Origin of the sequence: Fibrella aquatilis (genome assembly GCF_017353255.1) — a bacterium.
Classification (GTDB): domain Bacteria; phylum Bacteroidota; class Bacteroidia; order Cytophagales; family Spirosomataceae; genus Fibrella; species Fibrella aquatilis.
Window position 1 is genome coordinate 167,875 of record NZ_JAFMYU010000004.1, and the last position, 17,461, is coordinate 185,335.

The 17,461-nt window shown below is 55.5% G+C and carries 16 protein-coding genes; 2 read left to right on the forward strand and 14 right to left on the reverse strand.

The genetic code is table 11. The annotated features are described in order from the left end of the window. Nucleotides 1–54: 54 nt before the first annotated feature. Genes rlmB through J2I48_RS06920 form a run of 3 tightly spaced genes read right to left on the reverse strand, consistent with a single transcriptional unit; the run spans nt 55 to nt 2,781 of the window. The gene (gene rlmB, locus J2I48_RS28205; RefSeq protein ID WP_229375870.1) at nt 55–1,254 is read right to left on the reverse strand and encodes a 23S rRNA (guanosine(2251)-2'-O)-methyltransferase RlmB; all 1,200 of its coding nucleotides are present in this window, start codon (nt 1,252–1,254) and stop codon (nt 55–57) included. After that, complete coding sequence (locus J2I48_RS06915; RefSeq protein WP_207334679.1) at nt 1,227–2,615, reverse strand: GWxTD domain-containing protein; 1,389 nt, start codon at nt 2,613–2,615, stop codon at nt 1,227–1,229. The genes rlmB and J2I48_RS06915 overlap by 28 nt, the downstream gene beginning before the upstream one ends. A 7-nt stretch (nt 2,616–2,622) precedes the next feature. After that, a complete protein-coding gene (locus tag J2I48_RS06920) occupies nt 2,623–2,781 on the reverse strand; it encodes a hypothetical protein (protein ID WP_207334680.1) in 159 nt (52 codons plus the stop codon). 47 nt (nt 2,782–2,828) lie between these two features. On the opposite strand from J2I48_RS06920, the gene J2I48_RS06925 reads away from it, so the two are divergent. Further along, nucleotides 2,829–4,337, forward strand: a complete 1,509-nt coding sequence (locus J2I48_RS06925; protein ID WP_207334681.1) for a right-handed parallel beta-helix repeat-containing protein — start codon at nt 2,829–2,831, stop codon at nt 4,335–4,337. A 48-nt stretch (nt 4,338–4,385) separates the two neighbouring features. Here J2I48_RS06925 and J2I48_RS06930 read toward each other — a convergent pair whose 3' ends face one another. After that, complete coding sequence (locus J2I48_RS06930) at nt 4,386–6,293, reverse strand: YgiQ family radical SAM protein (protein WP_229375873.1); 1,908 nt, start codon at nt 6,291–6,293, stop codon at nt 4,386–4,388. A 176-nt stretch (nt 6,294–6,469) separates the two neighbouring features. On the opposite strand from J2I48_RS06930, the gene J2I48_RS06935 reads away from it, so the two are divergent. Then, a complete protein-coding gene (locus tag J2I48_RS06935) occupies nt 6,470–6,979 on the forward strand; it encodes a hypothetical protein (protein WP_207334682.1) in 510 nt (169 codons plus the stop codon). A 72-nt stretch (nt 6,980–7,051) separates the two neighbouring features. Here J2I48_RS06935 and J2I48_RS28440 read toward each other — a convergent pair whose 3' ends face one another. From J2I48_RS28440 to pseC, 10 genes are all read right to left on the reverse strand, one after another. Further along, the gene (locus J2I48_RS28440) at nt 7,052–7,186 is read right to left on the reverse strand and encodes a hypothetical protein (protein WP_262899084.1); all 135 of its coding nucleotides are present in this window, start codon (nt 7,184–7,186) and stop codon (nt 7,052–7,054) included. Nucleotides 7,187–7,419: 233 nt separating this feature from the next. Continuing rightward, nucleotides 7,420–8,178: a glycosyltransferase family 2 protein gene (locus J2I48_RS06940; RefSeq protein ID WP_207334683.1), complete on the reverse strand. Its 759-nt coding sequence runs from the start codon at nt 8,176–8,178 to the stop codon at nt 7,420–7,422. Beyond that, nucleotides 8,179–9,450, reverse strand: a complete 1,272-nt coding sequence (locus tag J2I48_RS06945; protein ID WP_207334684.1) for a glycosyltransferase family 4 protein — start codon at nt 9,448–9,450, stop codon at nt 8,179–8,181. A 153-nt stretch (nt 9,451–9,603) separates the two neighbouring features. Beyond that, nucleotides 9,604–11,088, reverse strand: coding sequence for a lipopolysaccharide biosynthesis protein (locus J2I48_RS06950; RefSeq protein WP_207334685.1), 1,485 nt, complete (start codon nt 11,086–11,088; stop codon nt 9,604–9,606). 106 nt (nt 11,089–11,194) lie between these two features. Further along, nucleotides 11,195–12,250: a pseudaminic acid synthase gene (gene pseI, locus J2I48_RS06955; RefSeq protein WP_207334686.1), complete on the reverse strand. Its 1,056-nt coding sequence runs from the start codon at nt 12,248–12,250 to the stop codon at nt 11,195–11,197. Nucleotides 12,251–12,274: 24 nt separating this feature from the next. Next, the gene (locus tag J2I48_RS06960) at nt 12,275–12,754 is read right to left on the reverse strand and encodes a GNAT family N-acetyltransferase (RefSeq protein ID WP_207334687.1); all 480 of its coding nucleotides are present in this window, start codon (nt 12,752–12,754) and stop codon (nt 12,275–12,277) included. A gap of 52 nt (nt 12,755–12,806) precedes the next feature. Continuing rightward, nucleotides 12,807–13,781, reverse strand: a complete 975-nt coding sequence (gene pseG, locus J2I48_RS06965; RefSeq protein ID WP_207334688.1) for a UDP-2,4-diacetamido-2,4,6-trideoxy-beta-L-altropyranose hydrolase — start codon at nt 13,779–13,781, stop codon at nt 12,807–12,809. 104 nt (nt 13,782–13,885) lie between these two features. Further along, nucleotides 13,886–14,587: a pseudaminic acid cytidylyltransferase gene (pseF, locus tag J2I48_RS06970; protein WP_207334689.1), complete on the reverse strand. Its 702-nt coding sequence runs from the start codon at nt 14,585–14,587 to the stop codon at nt 13,886–13,888. Beyond that, a complete protein-coding gene (locus tag J2I48_RS06975; protein WP_207334690.1) occupies nt 14,512–16,236 on the reverse strand; it encodes a hypothetical protein in 1,725 nt (574 codons plus the stop codon). Before J2I48_RS06975 ends, pseF begins: the two co-directional genes overlap by 76 nt. Continuing rightward, nucleotides 16,233–17,408, reverse strand: a complete 1,176-nt coding sequence (gene pseC / locus J2I48_RS06980; RefSeq protein ID WP_207334691.1) for a UDP-4-amino-4,6-dideoxy-N-acetyl-beta-L-altrosamine transaminase — start codon at nt 17,406–17,408, stop codon at nt 16,233–16,235. Before pseC ends, J2I48_RS06975 begins: the two co-directional genes overlap by 4 nt. Between the last annotated feature and the right edge of the window lie 53 nt (nt 17,409–17,461).

Here is a 17,461-nt window from a genome sequence, read left to right on the forward strand (position 1 = left end):
GCGAGTTCTCCTGCGTCAGCCCGAACCGGAACCGCCATTCTTAATTTACAATTCTTAATTCTTAATTACATTCCCTGATCGCTGCCGCACCACTTCATAGAGCATCACGCCGGTGGCGACGGAGACGTTGAGGGAGCCGACGGTGCCGAGGAGGGGGATTTTGATGTGGCCGTCTACGGCGCGGAGAATTTCGGGCGAGATGCCGTCTTCTTCCGACCCCATCACAATGGCCAACGGACCCGTGAGGTCGTTGTTGAGCGTATACAGATCACGGTGCGATTTTTCGGTACAGGCCACCACCTGCACGCCCGACTTTTGCAGGAACCCAATCGTATCGACCAGGTCAAATTCGCGGCAGACCGAGATGTGGTTCAGGGCACCCGACGAGGTCTTCATGGCGTCGGAGTTGATGGCCGCTGAGCCTTTGCCGGGTATCACAATACACTGAACACCAGCGCATTCGGCCGTGCGGGCAATGGCGCCGAAGTTGCGCACGTCGGTGATGCGGTCGAGCAGGAGCAGGAACGGGGTTTCGCCGCGCTCGTGTACGTCGGCCATCACGTTCGAGAGTTTCACGTAGGTGACGGCCGCCACCAGACACACCACACCCTGATGATTCTTGCGCGTGAGGCGGTTTAGTTTATCTACCGGCACCCGCTGAATGGTGACGCGGTTCTGAAACGCCAGGTTCTGAATGTCGGGGTTGCTCATCCCGATCTCCATATACAGCTTGTCAATCTGCTGATCAGACTTCAATGTCTCGATCACCGACTGTATCCCGTAGACCATCTCTTCCGGCGACGGCCCAGTGCTGTTTTCCTCAAAACGTGGCCCCTGCTGTTCACGGCGGGGTTTATCGTGCCCCTGCCGATCCTGGCTGGGGCGGCTGTTGTACGGTTTTTTTGGCCCGGAACGATCTGACTGATATCCACCCGACCGCGGTTGTTCGCGCCGATCACCTCCCGACTGCGGGCGTTTGGGCCGGTCATTGTTGCGGTCATTGCTGTACGGGCGACGTTCGGGGCGGGCCTCATCACCATCCGTTGCGGGGCGACCACGGAACTCATCACCGGGACCTTCTGCTGGGGCGGGGCGCGACCGGCCCACTGCCGAACGGCTTCGGTCAATATCGGGCTGGTCGGTAGCGGACCGGGTAAAATCGCGGGGACGGCGGGCGTCGGCGGACTCGTCGGGCGACGAATCGTCGGGACGGGTGGTGGGTTTGTTTAGTCGCGTATTGCGCCGGTTCTCCATGCTTCGACAATCGGGAACCAAACGGGGCGGTACTCTTCATAGCGTACCAGCTCGTAATGGTCATCGACAAATTGATTTTGCTTTCTATTAAAGGTAAAATTCACTTCCGACTGGTTGTTGCGGCGGTTGTAGACCCACACTTCGCGGTCTCGGCTACGCTGCACCCGGTCGGGGGCACCCAGAATGATGTAGATCATCCCCTTGTCGGTTTTCCAGCCTTCTTTGTAGGTGGTAAACAACTGGTTGGCTTCTTCCACCCGGCCATAATAGGCCCTGATGGCCCTTTTCGCCACCTCTTCACTACCCGACATCAGCGACAGCCAATACCGGTCCAGGGCCTTTTTCACTTCTTTTGAACTGTTCAGTTCGGCCATTTCGGTACCGGTACTCATGTACAAAAGGGGCCGAATAAGGCGTTCGGGACGGGTCAGGCGGGGGAAACGCGTGTCGGTCACCACCAGCCCCAACCCGGCCACGTCGTTGGTGTCGGCCACGAAATAATACAGGCCTTCGCCGGGTAGGCGAATAGGTTCGTTGGTACGCACGGTCATGGTGGTGTCTACATTCAGCGTACGTGGGGCGGGCCGCTGCGACGAACTCATGGGCGGCAGGGCCGGGTCGAACTCGTGTTTGTAGCGGAAAACGGTCAGCGTCTGCGGCGTACGGTTCACGTCGCGGATCACCACCGTGTCCTGCACCTGCACAAAGTTGCGCAGCAGGGGTTGCCCACCGGCCGCGTCATATATGGCGAATTGGTCCGACAATTTAGTGGGCTTAAATCGCAAAGGCAGGTCGTTGAGGGCCTTTTTACCCGTTGCCGACTCTGAAATTTCGGTCAGCAGCACGGCGTTGGTAGCACCTTTGGGCCGGTTGATCTGGAACGTCATCCGCAAATGATCGCCCTCGCGCACTACTGATTCGGGCGTGACAGGGATGTTGCCATAGCCCAGCCGTTCACGGTTGTTATAGTCGGGGTACATGACGTAGTTGACAATAAACCGCTCCTGAAAGGTGGCTACCGACATGGGCTGATTGTTGGGCTGGCTGGTGGTGATGTTCAGAAACACCCGAACGCCCGTGGTATCGATGGCCAGGAATTTCCCCTTGATCGCCGTGACTACCCACTCGCTGGTCACTGGTTCAGCAGCCATAGGCGCACTGCCCATGGGCGTAGATGGCACTGAGGCTGAACGCGTTGCTGGCCGCGACGATGGGCGGGAGTCAGCTTGCCGCACATCACCTTGCCGCGCCGTGCTGGGCGTTTCTACCCGGTCGCGGGCCGTGGGCATCGGAAACTGCGGCTTCGACGGCGCGCAGGCAGCCAGTAAAGCCACTATAGGAAGGAAACGTAGACTACGCATGAATGTGTCAGTTGGTCAATAGCACAGCACAGTATAAACGAACAACCATACCTGTTTCGTTTGGTTCGGCGGGCAATGCAGTGCCCTCTATAAATGAACCATCAATGGCAAACGCGAAGAGATACCCGGCCAGTTGTCCACAGGCGCTACCGGGGTTGGGCGCCATTCAGTATAAAGTGGTAAGTTGTGCTTCGGTTAAGTCAAATATACAACATGCGCCTTCTTATTCTGCTGGCTACGTTTTCCGTTAGCCTTGTTGCTAAGCCACCTGGCGGGCGGTTTTTTTATGTGGCTAACAGTGGCAGCGATGCCAACGACGGACGAACTGCCCAAACCCCCTTCCGGAGCATTGGCAAACTCAACGAGATCGACTTTGAGCCTGGCGACCATATTGCCTTCAGGGGCGGCGACACCTTTGTGGGTCACCTCCAGCTAAGCCACGAAGACGAGGGCACGCCAGCTAACCCGGTGCAGATAGAAAGCTACGGCGCGGATAGAGCTGTGCTCCAAAATGCCGACACGTCGACCATCAGTATTCAAGATGCAGGCGGGATCGTTGTGCAGCAGTTGACGTTGACCGGCGTAAACCGAACCACTAACCGAGGGCGCGGTTTGCACCTGCTCAACACCCGCCCCAAGGCCGATAAGCGGCCATTTATTCAGCTGAAAAATATCAGCGCTTCGTCGTTTGGGCTAGACGGTATCTGCCTGGCCGGGCAACCAACCGATAGCAGTCAGAGTGGTTTTGAAAACGTACTGATTACCCAGTGCGACCTGTTCGACAACCAGTATCACGGCTTGTTTGTAACCGGCTTTTGGGATACTAACGCGGCAGGTTATGCCAACAAACACATCAAAATTGACCACTGCGTTGCCTACGAGAACACTGGCAACCCGCTGTTTATGACCAACCACAGTGGCAGCGGCATGGAAATAGACGACGTTGAAGATGCCGTTATTGAGTATTGCGAAGCCTACAACAACGGCTATTTGTGCAACTCACGCGTTGGTGGCCCCTGCGGCATTTGGCTTCATGCCGCCAACCGATCTGTTATTCAGTATTGTGTGGCTATCAATAACCGAACGGGCAGGGGCTTAGACGGGGCTGGTTTTGATCTTGACGGCGGCACTACCAACTGCATTATTCAATACTGCTACGCCCGCGACAACGACGGAGCCGGTATTCTGCTATGGAATTATGAGCAGGCACCCCACACCCTGGAAAACAACGTCCTGCGATTCAACATTCTGGAAAACAACGGGCGGCGCAATGATTACGCCGATATCTACATTGGCTCAAGCGGTACGCCCATTCGAGGTATTCAGGTCTACAACAACACTATTGCTACCAGTCAGCAACCGCGCACAAAAGCCGCCGCAATCCGAGTGACAAGTGGGGTAAACGTTGGGTTTACATTTGCCAACAACCTGATTATCACCAACAACTGCCTTGACAAAGATGTACAGCCCCAAAACAAAGACATTGTTTTCGAGGGGAACAAGTGGTATCACTACCCAACTCAACGGCCACCGATATCGGGCGTTTTTACGTCTGAATCGCCTCAGCCAACAGCCTTTGCGCAGCTAAAAGGCTATCGGCCCATTCAGCAAGCAGCTTCTGTGTTGATGGGCAAAACAAAAGCACCCAACGCAGCCAAAGGACTACGCGATTTTGCCGGTCAGCCGGTGCCGGTTGGGTTAGTAGGTGCATTGGCCAGGTAGGTAAGGCCTGTCGGAGTATAGCCACCTGCATGGCTCGAATAAACTCACCTATTTCCGATACTTACCCCCACTTTTTCTGACTTTCGCCGCCAAATTTTCCTGTGCGTAATTCGGCTGGTAATCACCCACCAGGCGTTTGGCTAAGTCGTTGCGGTTGAGACGGGTAAGGCGGTTTTTTATCCAGCGTTTGAACTCCGGTTTGTACCAGAAAAAGTAATTGTTCTGGTTCTGTTTTTCCTCTTTCGTCTTGGCCGTGTATACCGGTTGCAGCGTGTAGGGATGCACACCCGTATAGTAGATCACCTCGGCCACGGTCATGGGCGTGGGCGTGAAATCCTGCACCTGCTCCAGCCGGAAACCCAGGTCTTTAGTCTCGGCGGCGAGGTTGGCCATGTCCTGCTCTTCGCAGCCGGGGTGTGAACTGATGAAGTACGGAATCAGGGGCTGATTGAGGTTGTGCTTGTCCTGAATCTGATCGTATTTCTCTTTGAACTTCTTGAAATACTTGAACGACGGCTTCCGCATCACCTTCAGCGTGGCATCTGACGTGTGTTCGGGGGCCACTTTCAACCGGCCCGACACGTGGCGCGTCACCAGTTGCTCCATGTACTCGTCGTGGTTGCCGTCGGCGTTGTTTTTGTTGAAATCATCGACCAGCAAATCGTAGCGAACGCCGGAGCCGACGAAGGCTTTTTTGATGTCGGGGTGGGCGTCTACTTTCTGGTAAATGCTCGTCAGCGGCTTGTGCGACGTATCCAGGTTTGAGCAGATGACGGGGTTGATGCAGCTGGGAGCCTGGCAACGGGCGCAGATGGACTCGTCCTTACCCTTCATCCGGTACATATTCGCCGAGGGGCCGCCGAGGTCAGAAATGTAGCCCTTGAATTCGGGGTGTTTCGCAATCTCGTCGACCTCCTTCATGATCGACTCTTCCGACCGCGACGCTACGAACTTGCCCTGGTGCGCCGAGATGGTGCAGAAGCTACAGCCGCCGAAACAGCCCCGGTGCATATTGACCGAAAACTTGATCATGTCGTAGGCTGGAATAGGTCCGCGATTTTTGTATTTGGGGTGCGGCAACCGCGTGTAGGGCAGATCGAACGAGCGGTCCATTTCAGCTTCGTCCATGGTCTTGAACGGCGGGTTGATCACCAGCGTCCGCTTGCCCACTTGCTGCACAATCCGGTTCGCCTGCCACTTATTCGACTCTACTTCAACGATTTTGAAGTTCGACGCATACTTGATTTTGTCCCCTAAACACACTTCATGACTCGCCAGGGCCACCGTGCTCCAGGTTTCATGCTCCGGCACCAATGGCGTATTGTCCATGTACGCGATCTGATTCACGTCGCGGATTTCGTTGAGGGGTACGCCACTTTTCACCAGCCGCAGAATTTCGCGCAGGGGTTGTTCGCCCATGCCATACACGAGCAAATCGGCCCCGGAATCTTCCAGAATGGTGGGCATGAGCCGGTCGGCCCAGTAGTCATAATGCGTGACGCGCCGGAGCGACGCCTCGATACCGCCAATGAGCACGGGCACGTCGGGGTAGATGGCTTTGAGGATTTTGGTATAGACCGTGGTGGCGTAGTCGGGCCGGAAACCCGCCTCCCCACCGGGCGTGTAGGAGTCGTTCGACCGCAGGCGTTTGTTGGCCGTGTAGTGGTTCACCATCGAGTCCATGCAGCCAGCGGTGACCCCAAAGAAATACTTCGGTTTGCCGAGCTTTTTGAAATCGCGGAGGTCATCGCGCCAGTTGGGCTGGGGGATGATGGCCACTCGAAAGCCCTCACTCTCAATGATGCGCCCAATGACGGCGGTACCAAACGAGGGGTGGTCTACGTAGGCATCTCCCGAGATCAGGATCACGTCTACATCGTCCCAGCCCCGCTGTTCGACCTCTTTCTTCGTAATGGGCAACCAATGAGTAATGGGCCGTTCGCGGATGGTTATCATAGTACAAAAATACGTCTGCTGATGCTATATTGGTTCCGGTCTAGTACATTGCCACTCAGGCACATCGTCACTGTTTCAGCCCTCCCGTAAGTAGTCAACAAAGCCTAACCCGCAGATGTGCCACTAGCTATGAATATTTATCCACTGCAATCCGTGCTCCTAAGAAGCCCCATTGCATGAAACCATTGCTCTTCATCGTCTTCTTTCTACTTAGCTTCATGGAGCAGAGAACGGATGCATTGTGGTATATAAAAGTATTTAAGGCAAAAGGTCTTGATAAGAAATATCAATTGAGCAGTTTTTTGCAACCTACTTATATCCGAGCGGATTTTAACGGAGACTCACTAGAAGACGTAGCCCTGACGATTACCGAGAAATCAACAAACAGGAAAGGTATTCTGTTAATTCATAAGAAATCTAATAACATCTATATTTTTGGTGCAGGAACAAACTTTGGCAGCGGAGGAAATAATTTTAAATGGATAGATAGATGGGGACTATATAATAATAAAACAGCATCCGAGGCACAGTTTGATGAAGCAACTGGTGATATGATTGATGGCAAAGAAATAAAATTAAATCATCCAGGTATATTGTTAGAAGATCATGAAGATGGTGCATTCATCTCTGGTGGAATCCTATATTGGAATGGAAAAAACTATAGTTGGATACATCAGGGAGAATAAGGAAAACAAATCGTAATTATTATCGATCATTTTTTCGCAAATTACTCACATCTCTATTACTCAAATCACCATCTATTTCCCTATTAACCGCTTGGCCTCCTGCGGAAATTTCTGGATTAGCCAGGCCAGTACGTCGATTTGTGCCGCTTTGGGGGCGAGGCGGGTTTGGATGAGTAAGGTGCGTGAGTCGGGGCGGATCAAGGTCAAGTTGGAGAATGAATAATGTAATGCGAACTGTGGGACTATAGGCTTACTTAGCCTTGGGTAGCTCAGGCCCAAGGGCGGTCGGCCGCTGCCGCCCCTGGGCCTGAGCTACCCAAGGTTGAAAGTGTGTTTATTATACCATGTATTGACAGTCAATTAGATGCCTAGTTTTAAAACCTCATAGTTCGCGTTAATATAGTACACTGCGATACTCAAGGTTACGCTCCCTTATTTCTTCAACTCCGTCCAATGGCCCGCCATATAATTCGGGCGTGGCTTAGGAGGGTGGGGAGCAGGCCGAAATGCGTGGTCAGGACTTTGAACCGGTCGGTTAAGGAGCGGCGGTGTTGCTGCACAGAGAGGCCCCCGACGAGGTACTTACACAGCGTAAATGGCAAGTAGTCAATACGTTGCGCGGCTTTGAGGCAGCGGATTTCCCAGTCGAGGTCGGCGCTGAGGTTGGTGATGTCGTAGTCAGGGGCAATGGCGCGGCGGGCCACGAAGGCCTGATGACTCACTTTCATACCCAGGGCCATATCCTGCCAGCGGAGGGCCATCGGCAGTGTGTGCGGCGTGACTTCGCTACGCAGGCCTACGGGCGGGCCGGAGTGGGTGGTGCCGTTGTCGCTCACAAACAGGGCATCGCTATAATAGACGTCGGCGTGGGTGGTGCGTATGGCCATTAGCAACTTCGACAGCACAGCAGGGTCATGGATTTCGTCGCCGGCATTCATGAACCAGACATAGTCGCCGGTGGCCAGGTGCAGGCCTTTGTTCATGGCGTCATAGAGGCCGCGGTCGGGTTCAGACACCCAGCGCGTGAGCTGTTTTTCGTGCTGCCGGATGATGTTCAGCGTCCCGTCCTTCGAAGCTCCGTCTACGATAATGTACTCATAATCAGCCCCCAAGACGCACCCCTCCTGCCCCATGATGCTGTCTATCGTGCGCTCCAGAAACCGCTCGGCGTTGTAGGTGATAGTGATAATGGAGATCATTCACTCATTCACTAATTGACTGTAGAGACTCGCATATTGCCCGGCTACGACGGCTTCGTCGTAGTGGGTCAGCACGTGTTGGCGGGCGGCGTGAGCAATGGCGGCGTAGTCGTGGGGGGGTAGTTGCAGGAGCCACTGCATGCCCGCGCCCAAGTCTTCGGCCGATTTGTACTGCGCCAAATAGCCCGACTCGCGGTGCTGAATCATTTCGGGAATACCCCCCACCGAAAATCCCACGGCGGGGGTGCCGCAGGCCATCGCCTCCATAATGGTGTTGGGCAGGTTTTCGGCCAGCGACGGGATCACGAACATATCGGCGGCGTTATAGGCCTGACCAATCCTGGTCATGTCGCTCAGCGGACCCAGGAAATGGTACTGAAACGGCAGTTCGTGCAGTAGCCCCTTGTCGCCCGCGCCGAAGATCAGCAATTCCACTTCACGGGGATTTTCCAGTTGGCTATGTAGCTGATGGAGCGCACGTTGGAAATAGGTAAACCCCTTGCCCGCCGTGCTTACTTTGGCCGCCGCAAACAGGATCAGCCGTTTGTTGGTGGGCAAGCCCAGCGCCTGCCGGGATTGGGCTTTGTCTACGGGGCTAAACTGCTCGGTATCAATGGCATTGGGAATACTCAGCACCGAAAACGGCTGGAACAACCGGCTTTGGCGGGCGCGGTGCGTAAGCCAGTCGCTGCACCCCACCGGTACCAGATGCGCGGTTTCGTAGGCCTGTTGTTTCCGTTGCCATACCGAATGCGACAGATCGTTGGGGCCGGGGTTGCGCAGAAAGGGCACGCAGTTACCGCAGTCGCGCTGGTAGTTTTCGCAGGTGCCGCTGTGGTGGCAGCCCCCCGTAAACGGCCACATGTCGTGCATGGTCCAAACCACGGGCTTACCCAGGCGCATGAGACTACCCAGCCCTTCCACCGAAAAAAAGCCGAAGTTGACCCAGTGCAGATGCAGCACGTCGGCCTGCATGATAAGGGAATTGTAGGTGAGGTCGACACCCGTAACGGCGGGCGAAAACTGGAACCGCACGGCCTTGTCTTTCTCAAACGGCAGAAACGCCAGTCGCTCAGCACCGAAACGGGCAAAGGCCATTTTCTTGGCCAGAAAACTCGTTGCCAGGGCCTCCACGCCTGGTTCAGGTCGGGTTTCTTCCTGCACCAGCAACGTGCTGTCGATGCCCTGCTTTTGCAACGCCCGGTTTAGCCGCCCAGCCGCAACGGCCGCGCCGCCCGTGGTGTGGTATGTATTTAGGTGAACGACGCGCATAAAACTGTTTAGTGTTTTCTGTTTGCTTCGGCGTAGCCCCCCGCCCTAAAGGGGGCCTTGCTGGCGCAAAACCTCTAGCGGGAGTTACTCCTGCGCGAGCAAGGCCCCCTTTAGGGCGGGGGGCTACGCCGAAGCAAACAGAAAACCATGTAATCAATCCCGTTTGATGAAACGAGTCACTATATCATTGAGGTCAGGATAAATGCGGAGGGCGAAGATAAGGCCCATGTAGAGGGTCACAATGCCCGCCGACCGAATGGCGATGTCGAGTAGTGTAATAACCTTCGTGCCGGTGGCGTAGGGGGGCCAGACGGCCAGCGCCCAGACCAGCAGGCCAATACCCACCACGGCCAGGTTTCGCCACGTAAACGGTTGTAGGCCAAAGCGATACCAGACAAACAACGTCCGCGACAGGTTGAATAAGCCGATGGTGATGGCTGCGCCAATGGCCGCGCCCTCCAGCCCGTAGCTGCGCAGGAGCGCGGGCGTGATCATGATGGTTAGCACCACCATCATCAGGTTGAAGAGCGAATCATAGGCGTAGTGCTGCGACGTAACGATGATCTGCCCGTTTACGCCCGTGGCCATGTCGAAGAGTTTGCTCAGGCCCACCCACAAGATGACGTAATAGCCCGCCTCGTAGCCTTTCGGCAAAAACGTGAACAGGCTGTTCAGGTTGGCAGCAATGCCCACAAACACCAGCCCACCAATGATGAGCTGGCTGAGGCAGCTTTTTTCGTAAACCAGCCTGATGTTGGCCAGGTCGTTGCGCTTCCACGAGTCGGCGATGACCACGCCGCTGACTTTGTAGAGCATCATGGCGGGGGCGGCAATAACGGCCCCGAAGTTGGCGCTGATGCCATACACGCCGGTGTTGGTCAGCCCCAGCGAATCATTCACCAGCACCTTATCAATATGCAAAATTACCTGCGACGACAGGCCCGTGAGGAGCGTCAGGCCCGCATACCGGATCAGCGACCGGCGCAGATCAGGCGGGAGGGCGAGGTGGGCGGGGTCGAGAGTGAAGTGGCCGTTGCGCACCAGGCTCAGCACCATTAATACCAACGGAATCAGGTATGAGGCCAGCCACCACCAAAGCAGGGTGTAGAAGTCGATGAGGTGGACAGAATAAGCCACCACTGCCAGCAAAAACCCCACGCGCTGCCCGATATCGCGCAGAAACGTGCCCGTCACGCTGTCGTAGAGCAGGCGGGCATAGGTATCGAAAAGGTTGAAAAAGAGCGTGAAAAAAGTGAGCGGCAACAGCAGGTAATAGTATTCCACAAACAGGGCCGACTTAGCCTGATTCTGTTCGACCATCCACGGTCGAGCGGCCCACAGCACCCCCGCGCACCCCAAAAAACCCACCGCCGACACCCCCACCGCCAGCAGCAAAAACCCGCCATGCCCCCGCTCGTAGTCGCGGAAGTACGGAAAATACCGCCCCCCCGCCCCGTTGATGCCGAGGTTGGCAAACTGCGTCAGGATAATGGCCAGGCTGCTCAATAACTGAATCAGGCCGTTCTGGTCTTTAGTCAGAAAATTAGGCAGCAAGAACCCCGCCGTCAGGAATCCAACGACAATGCCGACGTACGAAATCGCCGTGCCCTGAAGGGTTTGTTTCTGAATGAGGCCCATGTAGAAATGTACAATGGATAATGAACAATGCACAATGTTGCTTACGCCTAAGTAGTACTATAGCGTAAGCAACATTGTGCATTGTTCATTATCCATTGTACATTATTTATTTTATCAATTCCCACGCCAATGCCGTGCCAGCTTTGATGGGTTTGGCGGCGGTTTTGGTAAGAATTTCGTCGTAATGGCGGGTGTGGAGGCCATTGGCGGGGCGGATGCTGCGAACGTTGTCGGGAGTGAAGGATTCGCCCTCGGCTATGTCGCGGACCACGTAGAGCGACCGCTTGAATTGCAGGCTCTTAAGTTCTTTGGGTGTGGGGATGTAGCTCACCTGCCCCAGGGCCAAAAACGCCCGTTCCGACTCAACAACAAGGTTTTTAAGCTCGTCGGGTTCCAGCGAAAAGGCCGAATCGACGCCCCCATCGGCGCGGCGGAGGGTGAAATGCTTCTCCAACACCACCGCCCCCAACGCCGTAGCCGCCACCGACGCGCCAATGCCCATGGTGTGGTCAGAGAGGCCCACGGGCACGTTGAAGAGCGTACTCATGTGCGGAATGGTGAGCAGGTTGGTGCTTTCGGGCGTAGCGGGGTAGGTGCTGGTGCATTTAAGCAAAATCAACTGCTCGCACCCATGATCGCGCAACACCTTCACCGACTCGGCAATGTCGGCCACGGTAGCCACGCCGGTGCTCATAATCACAGGCTTACCCGTCTGGGCTACTTTTTTGAGCAGGATATGATCAGTGTTTTCAAACGAAGCAATCTTATACAGCGGCACATGCAGCGACTCCAGAAAATCAACCGCCGTGGTATCGAATGGTGAGCTAAACGCCACCATGCCATGCTCTCTTGCCCGGTCGAAAATGGGGCCGTGCCATTCCCAGGGCGTGTAGGCATCCTGATAGAGTTTGTACAGGTTCTTATCAGCCCAGAGGGATTGGTTGTCGCGGATGAAAAACTCGTCGCTCTGCCCGTTGAAGGTGATCGTATCGGGCGTGTAGGTCTGGAGTTTCAGGGCGTGGGCACCCGCCTCGGCCGCCGCATCGACCAGCGCCAGCGCCCGGTCGAGCGACTGATTATGATTCCCCGACATCTCGGCGATGACAAAGGGCTTATGCTGCGGGGAAATAGTATACTGAGCAACCTGAATGGGTTGGAACATAGGAGTTGGGAATCAGTTCAACGTTTAAACCTTGAACATCAAACACAATGCATTTACCCCAAATTTACGGCTTTCGTGGTCGAAATGGAATCCGGCGCGCTCGAAGGCCCGGACCGAGGCCTTGTTGTCGGGCTTGATGTGGGCCGCTATCGGGGTGTTGCCCCACTGCTCCTGGCATTGGCTAACGGCCGCCCGAATCAGCGTCGAGGCCAGCCCTTTTCCCCGAAAATAGGCATCGAGCGAAACACCAATAACGACTTCACCATCAGCCTGTTTTTCGAATCTAACCTGCCCAATAGGGTCGCCGCTTTGCACCTCAAACACTAGCATCAACGCGTTAGGATCAGTCAGTTTCCGGGTAAACCAAGCCTCGTGATTTTCCCACAAAATGGGTTCCGAATTGAACGACTGCTGCCGGGTAACGGGATCGTTAGCCCACTCGAAGTAAAGCTGAGCATCGGCAGGTGTGGCTAAACGGGCGTGATAAGGAGGCGGTGTGACCATAAGCAGGGATGTGTTGACGTGCATTGGTCGATGCTTGATAGACCCAGATTGTTTACGCGCACAACTGACTGAAAACCTGCTGATAACGGGTGGTCGCTTTGCCGTCGAAGACAATGCGCTGCTTGAAAACGGAGGGCGTGAGGCGGGATTTTTTTACGGCCAGAGCCAGCTTCTCGGCATCGATGGGCAGGGTCAACGCGCCTACAACCAGATGCCGGTCGCGCATGAACGACACCATACGCGACTGGTTATCAGCCGTTTGAATAATAATCATTGGCCTGCTTATGGTGGCTACTTCGTAGGCAATGGTGCTGGCAGCTACCACGCTCAGGCCACTGCCGCCAATAACGCGGGCCATCTGCTTGGCGCTCAAATTCTGCTGTACACTTACATTGTCTTTCGGAAAATCAGCGAAGGTGTCGGCGTGGGGGTTGGCCGCACCCAGGGCCACCGTGATGCGCAGACCGGGGTTGATGCTCAGCAGCAGATCGACAACCCGGTGGCTGACGTTGTGCAGATCGGCCCCACCCATGTTTACAAACGCTTTGTTCTCGCCGTCTTTGGGCTGCGTTTTTTGCACGAAGGCGGGGTTCACCAGGGCGTAGTTAGCCCCCAGCAGCAGCGTGGTATAAGGCTCGGTCTGGTATTCGGTGGCGGTTACGTCGCCCGCGTGGTTGATGACCACGTCGGCCACCTGAGGCCCCTGCATGAGGTCGTCAATGAAGACCAGCTTGTGTGCTTTTTCACGCACGGCCCGCTGAAACGTTTCGTCGAACTGATACCCATCCAGCACTACCACATCCTCAGTAGACACCTGCGTCAGCAGTTCAGCCATCTCGCCCGATTGAAGCGTGACCACTGGCATATTTTGTTTAGCCAGCAGCTTCAGTACGGCATCGGATGGGTTTTGAATGGCAAACCGCCGGTCGAAGCTGTCGCCAAGCATATCGGCCAGCGCCAGGCTGCGCATAATGTGGCCCAGGCCGGTTTGGGTGGTGCCATCGGCGCGGAAGAGTAACTTTTTCATGTGAGGCTAACCGTTACGGTGTCGATAGAGCGTGGTATGCTATGACAAAGCTACTACAGGAACGGCGTTCTACTCGCCAGCGTGTAGACTTGTGATAAAGCGGTCTACATATCGGCCCGTTGCTGCCACAGAAGGCGGTATTTCAGTTCGGCCAGGTCCCAGTCTGTTGTGGTATCAATGTCCTGCGCCTCCAGTTCCGACAGTTCAATACCACTGCTGTTGGCGGTAATGAGCTGCCCCGTTTGCCGAAAACGGGGGACGTTAAAGAAATAAAACTGCCCAGCATCGTGAAAAACGGGCTGTAAATCCTGCGACCGGGTCAGGGCATGTTCGGGTTGCAGCCAGGCTAGTCGGTCGTTCTGGAACGTGACGGCCCGCTGCACCGGAAAACCGTAACGCACTACGGGAAAAACCGTATCGAACCCGCCCGTTTCGAGCTTGCCGAAGGCCTCCCGCAGCCGCTCGGCAGCTACCAGCGGGGCCGTGGCGTAAAGGCAGCAGGCACGGTCGAAGGTGTGTCCGTGGGTGGCGTAGGTGGTCAAGACCTCGGTGAGCACAGCGGCCGTAGTAGCGCGGTCATTGGCGGTTTCAGCCGACCGGGCAAAGGGCACCACAGCCCCGTAGAACTGCGCCATCTGAGCAATTTCGGCATCATCGGTCGAGACCATCACCTCGTCAAACAAGCCCGATTCCTGCGCGGCTTTGATAGAATAGGCAATGATGGGTGTACCTAAAAACGTCCGGATGTTTTTCCGTGGAATGCGTTTGCTGCCCCCACGGGCTGGAATGATGCAGATGGCTGACATAAATGTAAAGCTGAAGAACGGCCTGATTTTACGAAGATAGCTACGGTTGGCATAGTGCCCTTGTAGGGAATAATGGCCGTAAAGCCGGTGTCTTTGTCGTTGGCAGAATCGGCTTTGTCAAGGCGTTGGTGGAATAGCGTGGTGTAGTACTGCCAGCCCGCGGGAGTCTGAATACCAACAAACGTATCGTTGAAATTCGCCTTCCGGCCCGCCACTTTCGCCCAACCGCTTATGACCAGATAACCCGCATCAATCAGTTGAATATCAATGCCGTAGACTAGTGAATCGCCAGGAGTTGCGGTAGGCACAATGACCACCGGGCGACTTTGTAGTGAAGCCAGCGATGCTGTTTCTGGCTTAAAAATACCCCGCAGGGCCAATTGCTGAAGGTGTTGCACAGGCCGGTATTGCGGAGCCGAAGCCCGGATCTGACCATAGCGTTGCCACAGCAGGTTATCGGTCTGTTTCAACTCCTGAAACCGCACTATTTTACTGTGGTAAGTTATATTGGAAACCAGCCAAAGTCCCGCCGTTGCCAGAGTGGCCGTTCCCACAAACCAGTTAACCGCCCGACGGCTTTGCCAGCGGGCGTTGTAACGCACCAGCACAGCTACCATAGTCAGGTAAACCGCTGCCATGTGCAGGGCCGTGATGTTGCGATAGCGTGAGGCAAAAACAATACTTGTATCATTCTGAATCCGATTGACGGCCAGCATCAACCCCGACAGGTGGAGGAAAATGAGCAACCAGAACAGGGTCGGATTTTGCCTGTCGAAGCGGATCCGTAGTAAATAGATTGTCCAGATAATGGTGAGGATACCGAGCAGAATAGGCAACCAAGGCACAGCCGGATGGTATACCAGCGCGCCCAGAAACGCCGTATCCAGTGCCAGCGGATGCCCTATCTTCGCCGGACTAAAAAGGGCTGAAATAGCGCTACCAGCCGGGTTTTGGTAGTTCTGGAAATAGAAAAGCAGCGCCGGAATTGTCACAGCCGCAGTGGCCAGCACCCACCGCCACCGCAGTTGTAACGCCCAGCAAACGGCCAGCAAAGGCAGCACCAAAATGCCGTTTCCGTTGGTAAACAGGGCCACCAACCCCACCACCACAGCCCACCCCTCACGCTGTCGATTGGCCAGAAAAAACGCCAGCAATGCCAACGCCGGTGCTCCCACGTTCGACACCGCCACAATGCTCCAGAAAGCGATGTTCCACCCCTGAAATTGGAAGAGCAGGAAGAGAACGGGAAGGGATGGTAGCACCGAAGCTCCAGCTTCGGTAGTAAGCGAGGTGTTACTGACTACCGAAGCTGGAGCTTCGGTGCTACGCCACAGCAACCAGGCCGTGAGCAGCAGGAAAAGCAGCCCTACGTACTGCAAAACGCGAAAATCGACGGAGCCGGTGAGTAGCACGTTGGCCCAGGCAAGGCCTTTGGCTAGCACCAGCCGGTGGAAATTGTTCTGCTCCATCAGCAGCGCCACCTTCTCCCCCACCGACGTAGCAGCGGGCAGCCGGTTCAAAAAATCGACCACCACGGGGTAATCGTCCATGTAGGGGAAATCGTAGGCGTACCAAAGCACCGTGCCTGCGTAATAGCCCACTACCAAAGCAGCTATGAGCAACGTCAGCCAGTACAACGCCCGTTTCATCGACCTACGAAAGCCAGAACCTCGTTGATGACGTACTGCTGCTCGTCGTCGGTGAGGGTGGGGTACATGGGCAGGCTTAGGCAGCGGCTGTAGTAGCGTTCGGCCAGTGGGTAATCGCCGGGTTGGTTACCCTGCTGCTGATAGTACGGCATCGTATGCACCGGAATGTAGTGTACCTGCGCGAAGATATTTTTCGTCCGCAGATAGTCGTATAACCCTTTCCGGTTATCAGTTTGAATCACGTACAAATGATACGCGTGACCCACATTGGCCGGTGGTACAATAGTTTGCACTGGGGTCTGGGCGAAGGCGGCATCATAGCGGGCAGCGATTTCACGGCGACGGGCCAGCATAGCATCGGCACGTTGCAACTGACTTAAGCCCAATGCAGCCTGCATGTCGGTGAGGCGGTAATTATAGCCAAGCTCCTGCAACTGCATATACCAGCCGCCCCGCTCAGGTTCGCCGTCGTAGGGGGGGGTGAAGTCGCCGGGTTTGTTGGTGATGCCGTGGGTACGTAGCCGCATGAGGTGGTTATACAGTGCCTCGGTACCCGCCGTAATCATGCCGCCCTCACCACAGGCAATGTGCTTTACAGGGTGAAAACTGAAGATAGCCAGATCAGCCAGCGATGCGTCGCCACACCGGTGGGTTTTTCCGTCGGTAGCCTCAAACGACCCGCCCGGCGAGTGGCAACTGTCTTCCAGCAGCCACAGTCCATGCTCGTCGGCCAGTGCCCGAAACGCCACCATATCAACGGGGTAGCCCGCGAAATCGACAGGAATAATGCCCGAAAAATAGCCGCGTGGATGTGCTTCGATCAACCGTCGAACGGCGTTTACATCCAGCAAAACGGTATCGGGATCAATATCGGCGAAGAACACCTCGCCACCGCAATAGCGAACACAGTTGGCTGATGCTGAGAACGTTATAGGTGTAGTGATGACCCGCGTGCCGGGGCCAACACCCAGCGCCATGGCGCACAGATGCAGCGCAGCCGTACCGTTGGAAACCGCTACGGCATAGGGCGCACCAATGTAATCGGCGAAGGCTTTCTCAAACGCGCCAATGCTCGGCCCCTGCGTGAGCATAGGACCACGCAGTACCTCGGCCACGGCGGCAATGTCTTCCTCCGTAATATGTTGCCTGCCGTAGGGAATGGGGTTATTCATTGGACGTTGGATATTGGATATTGGATATTGGACCATCAAATGTCCGGCATCCA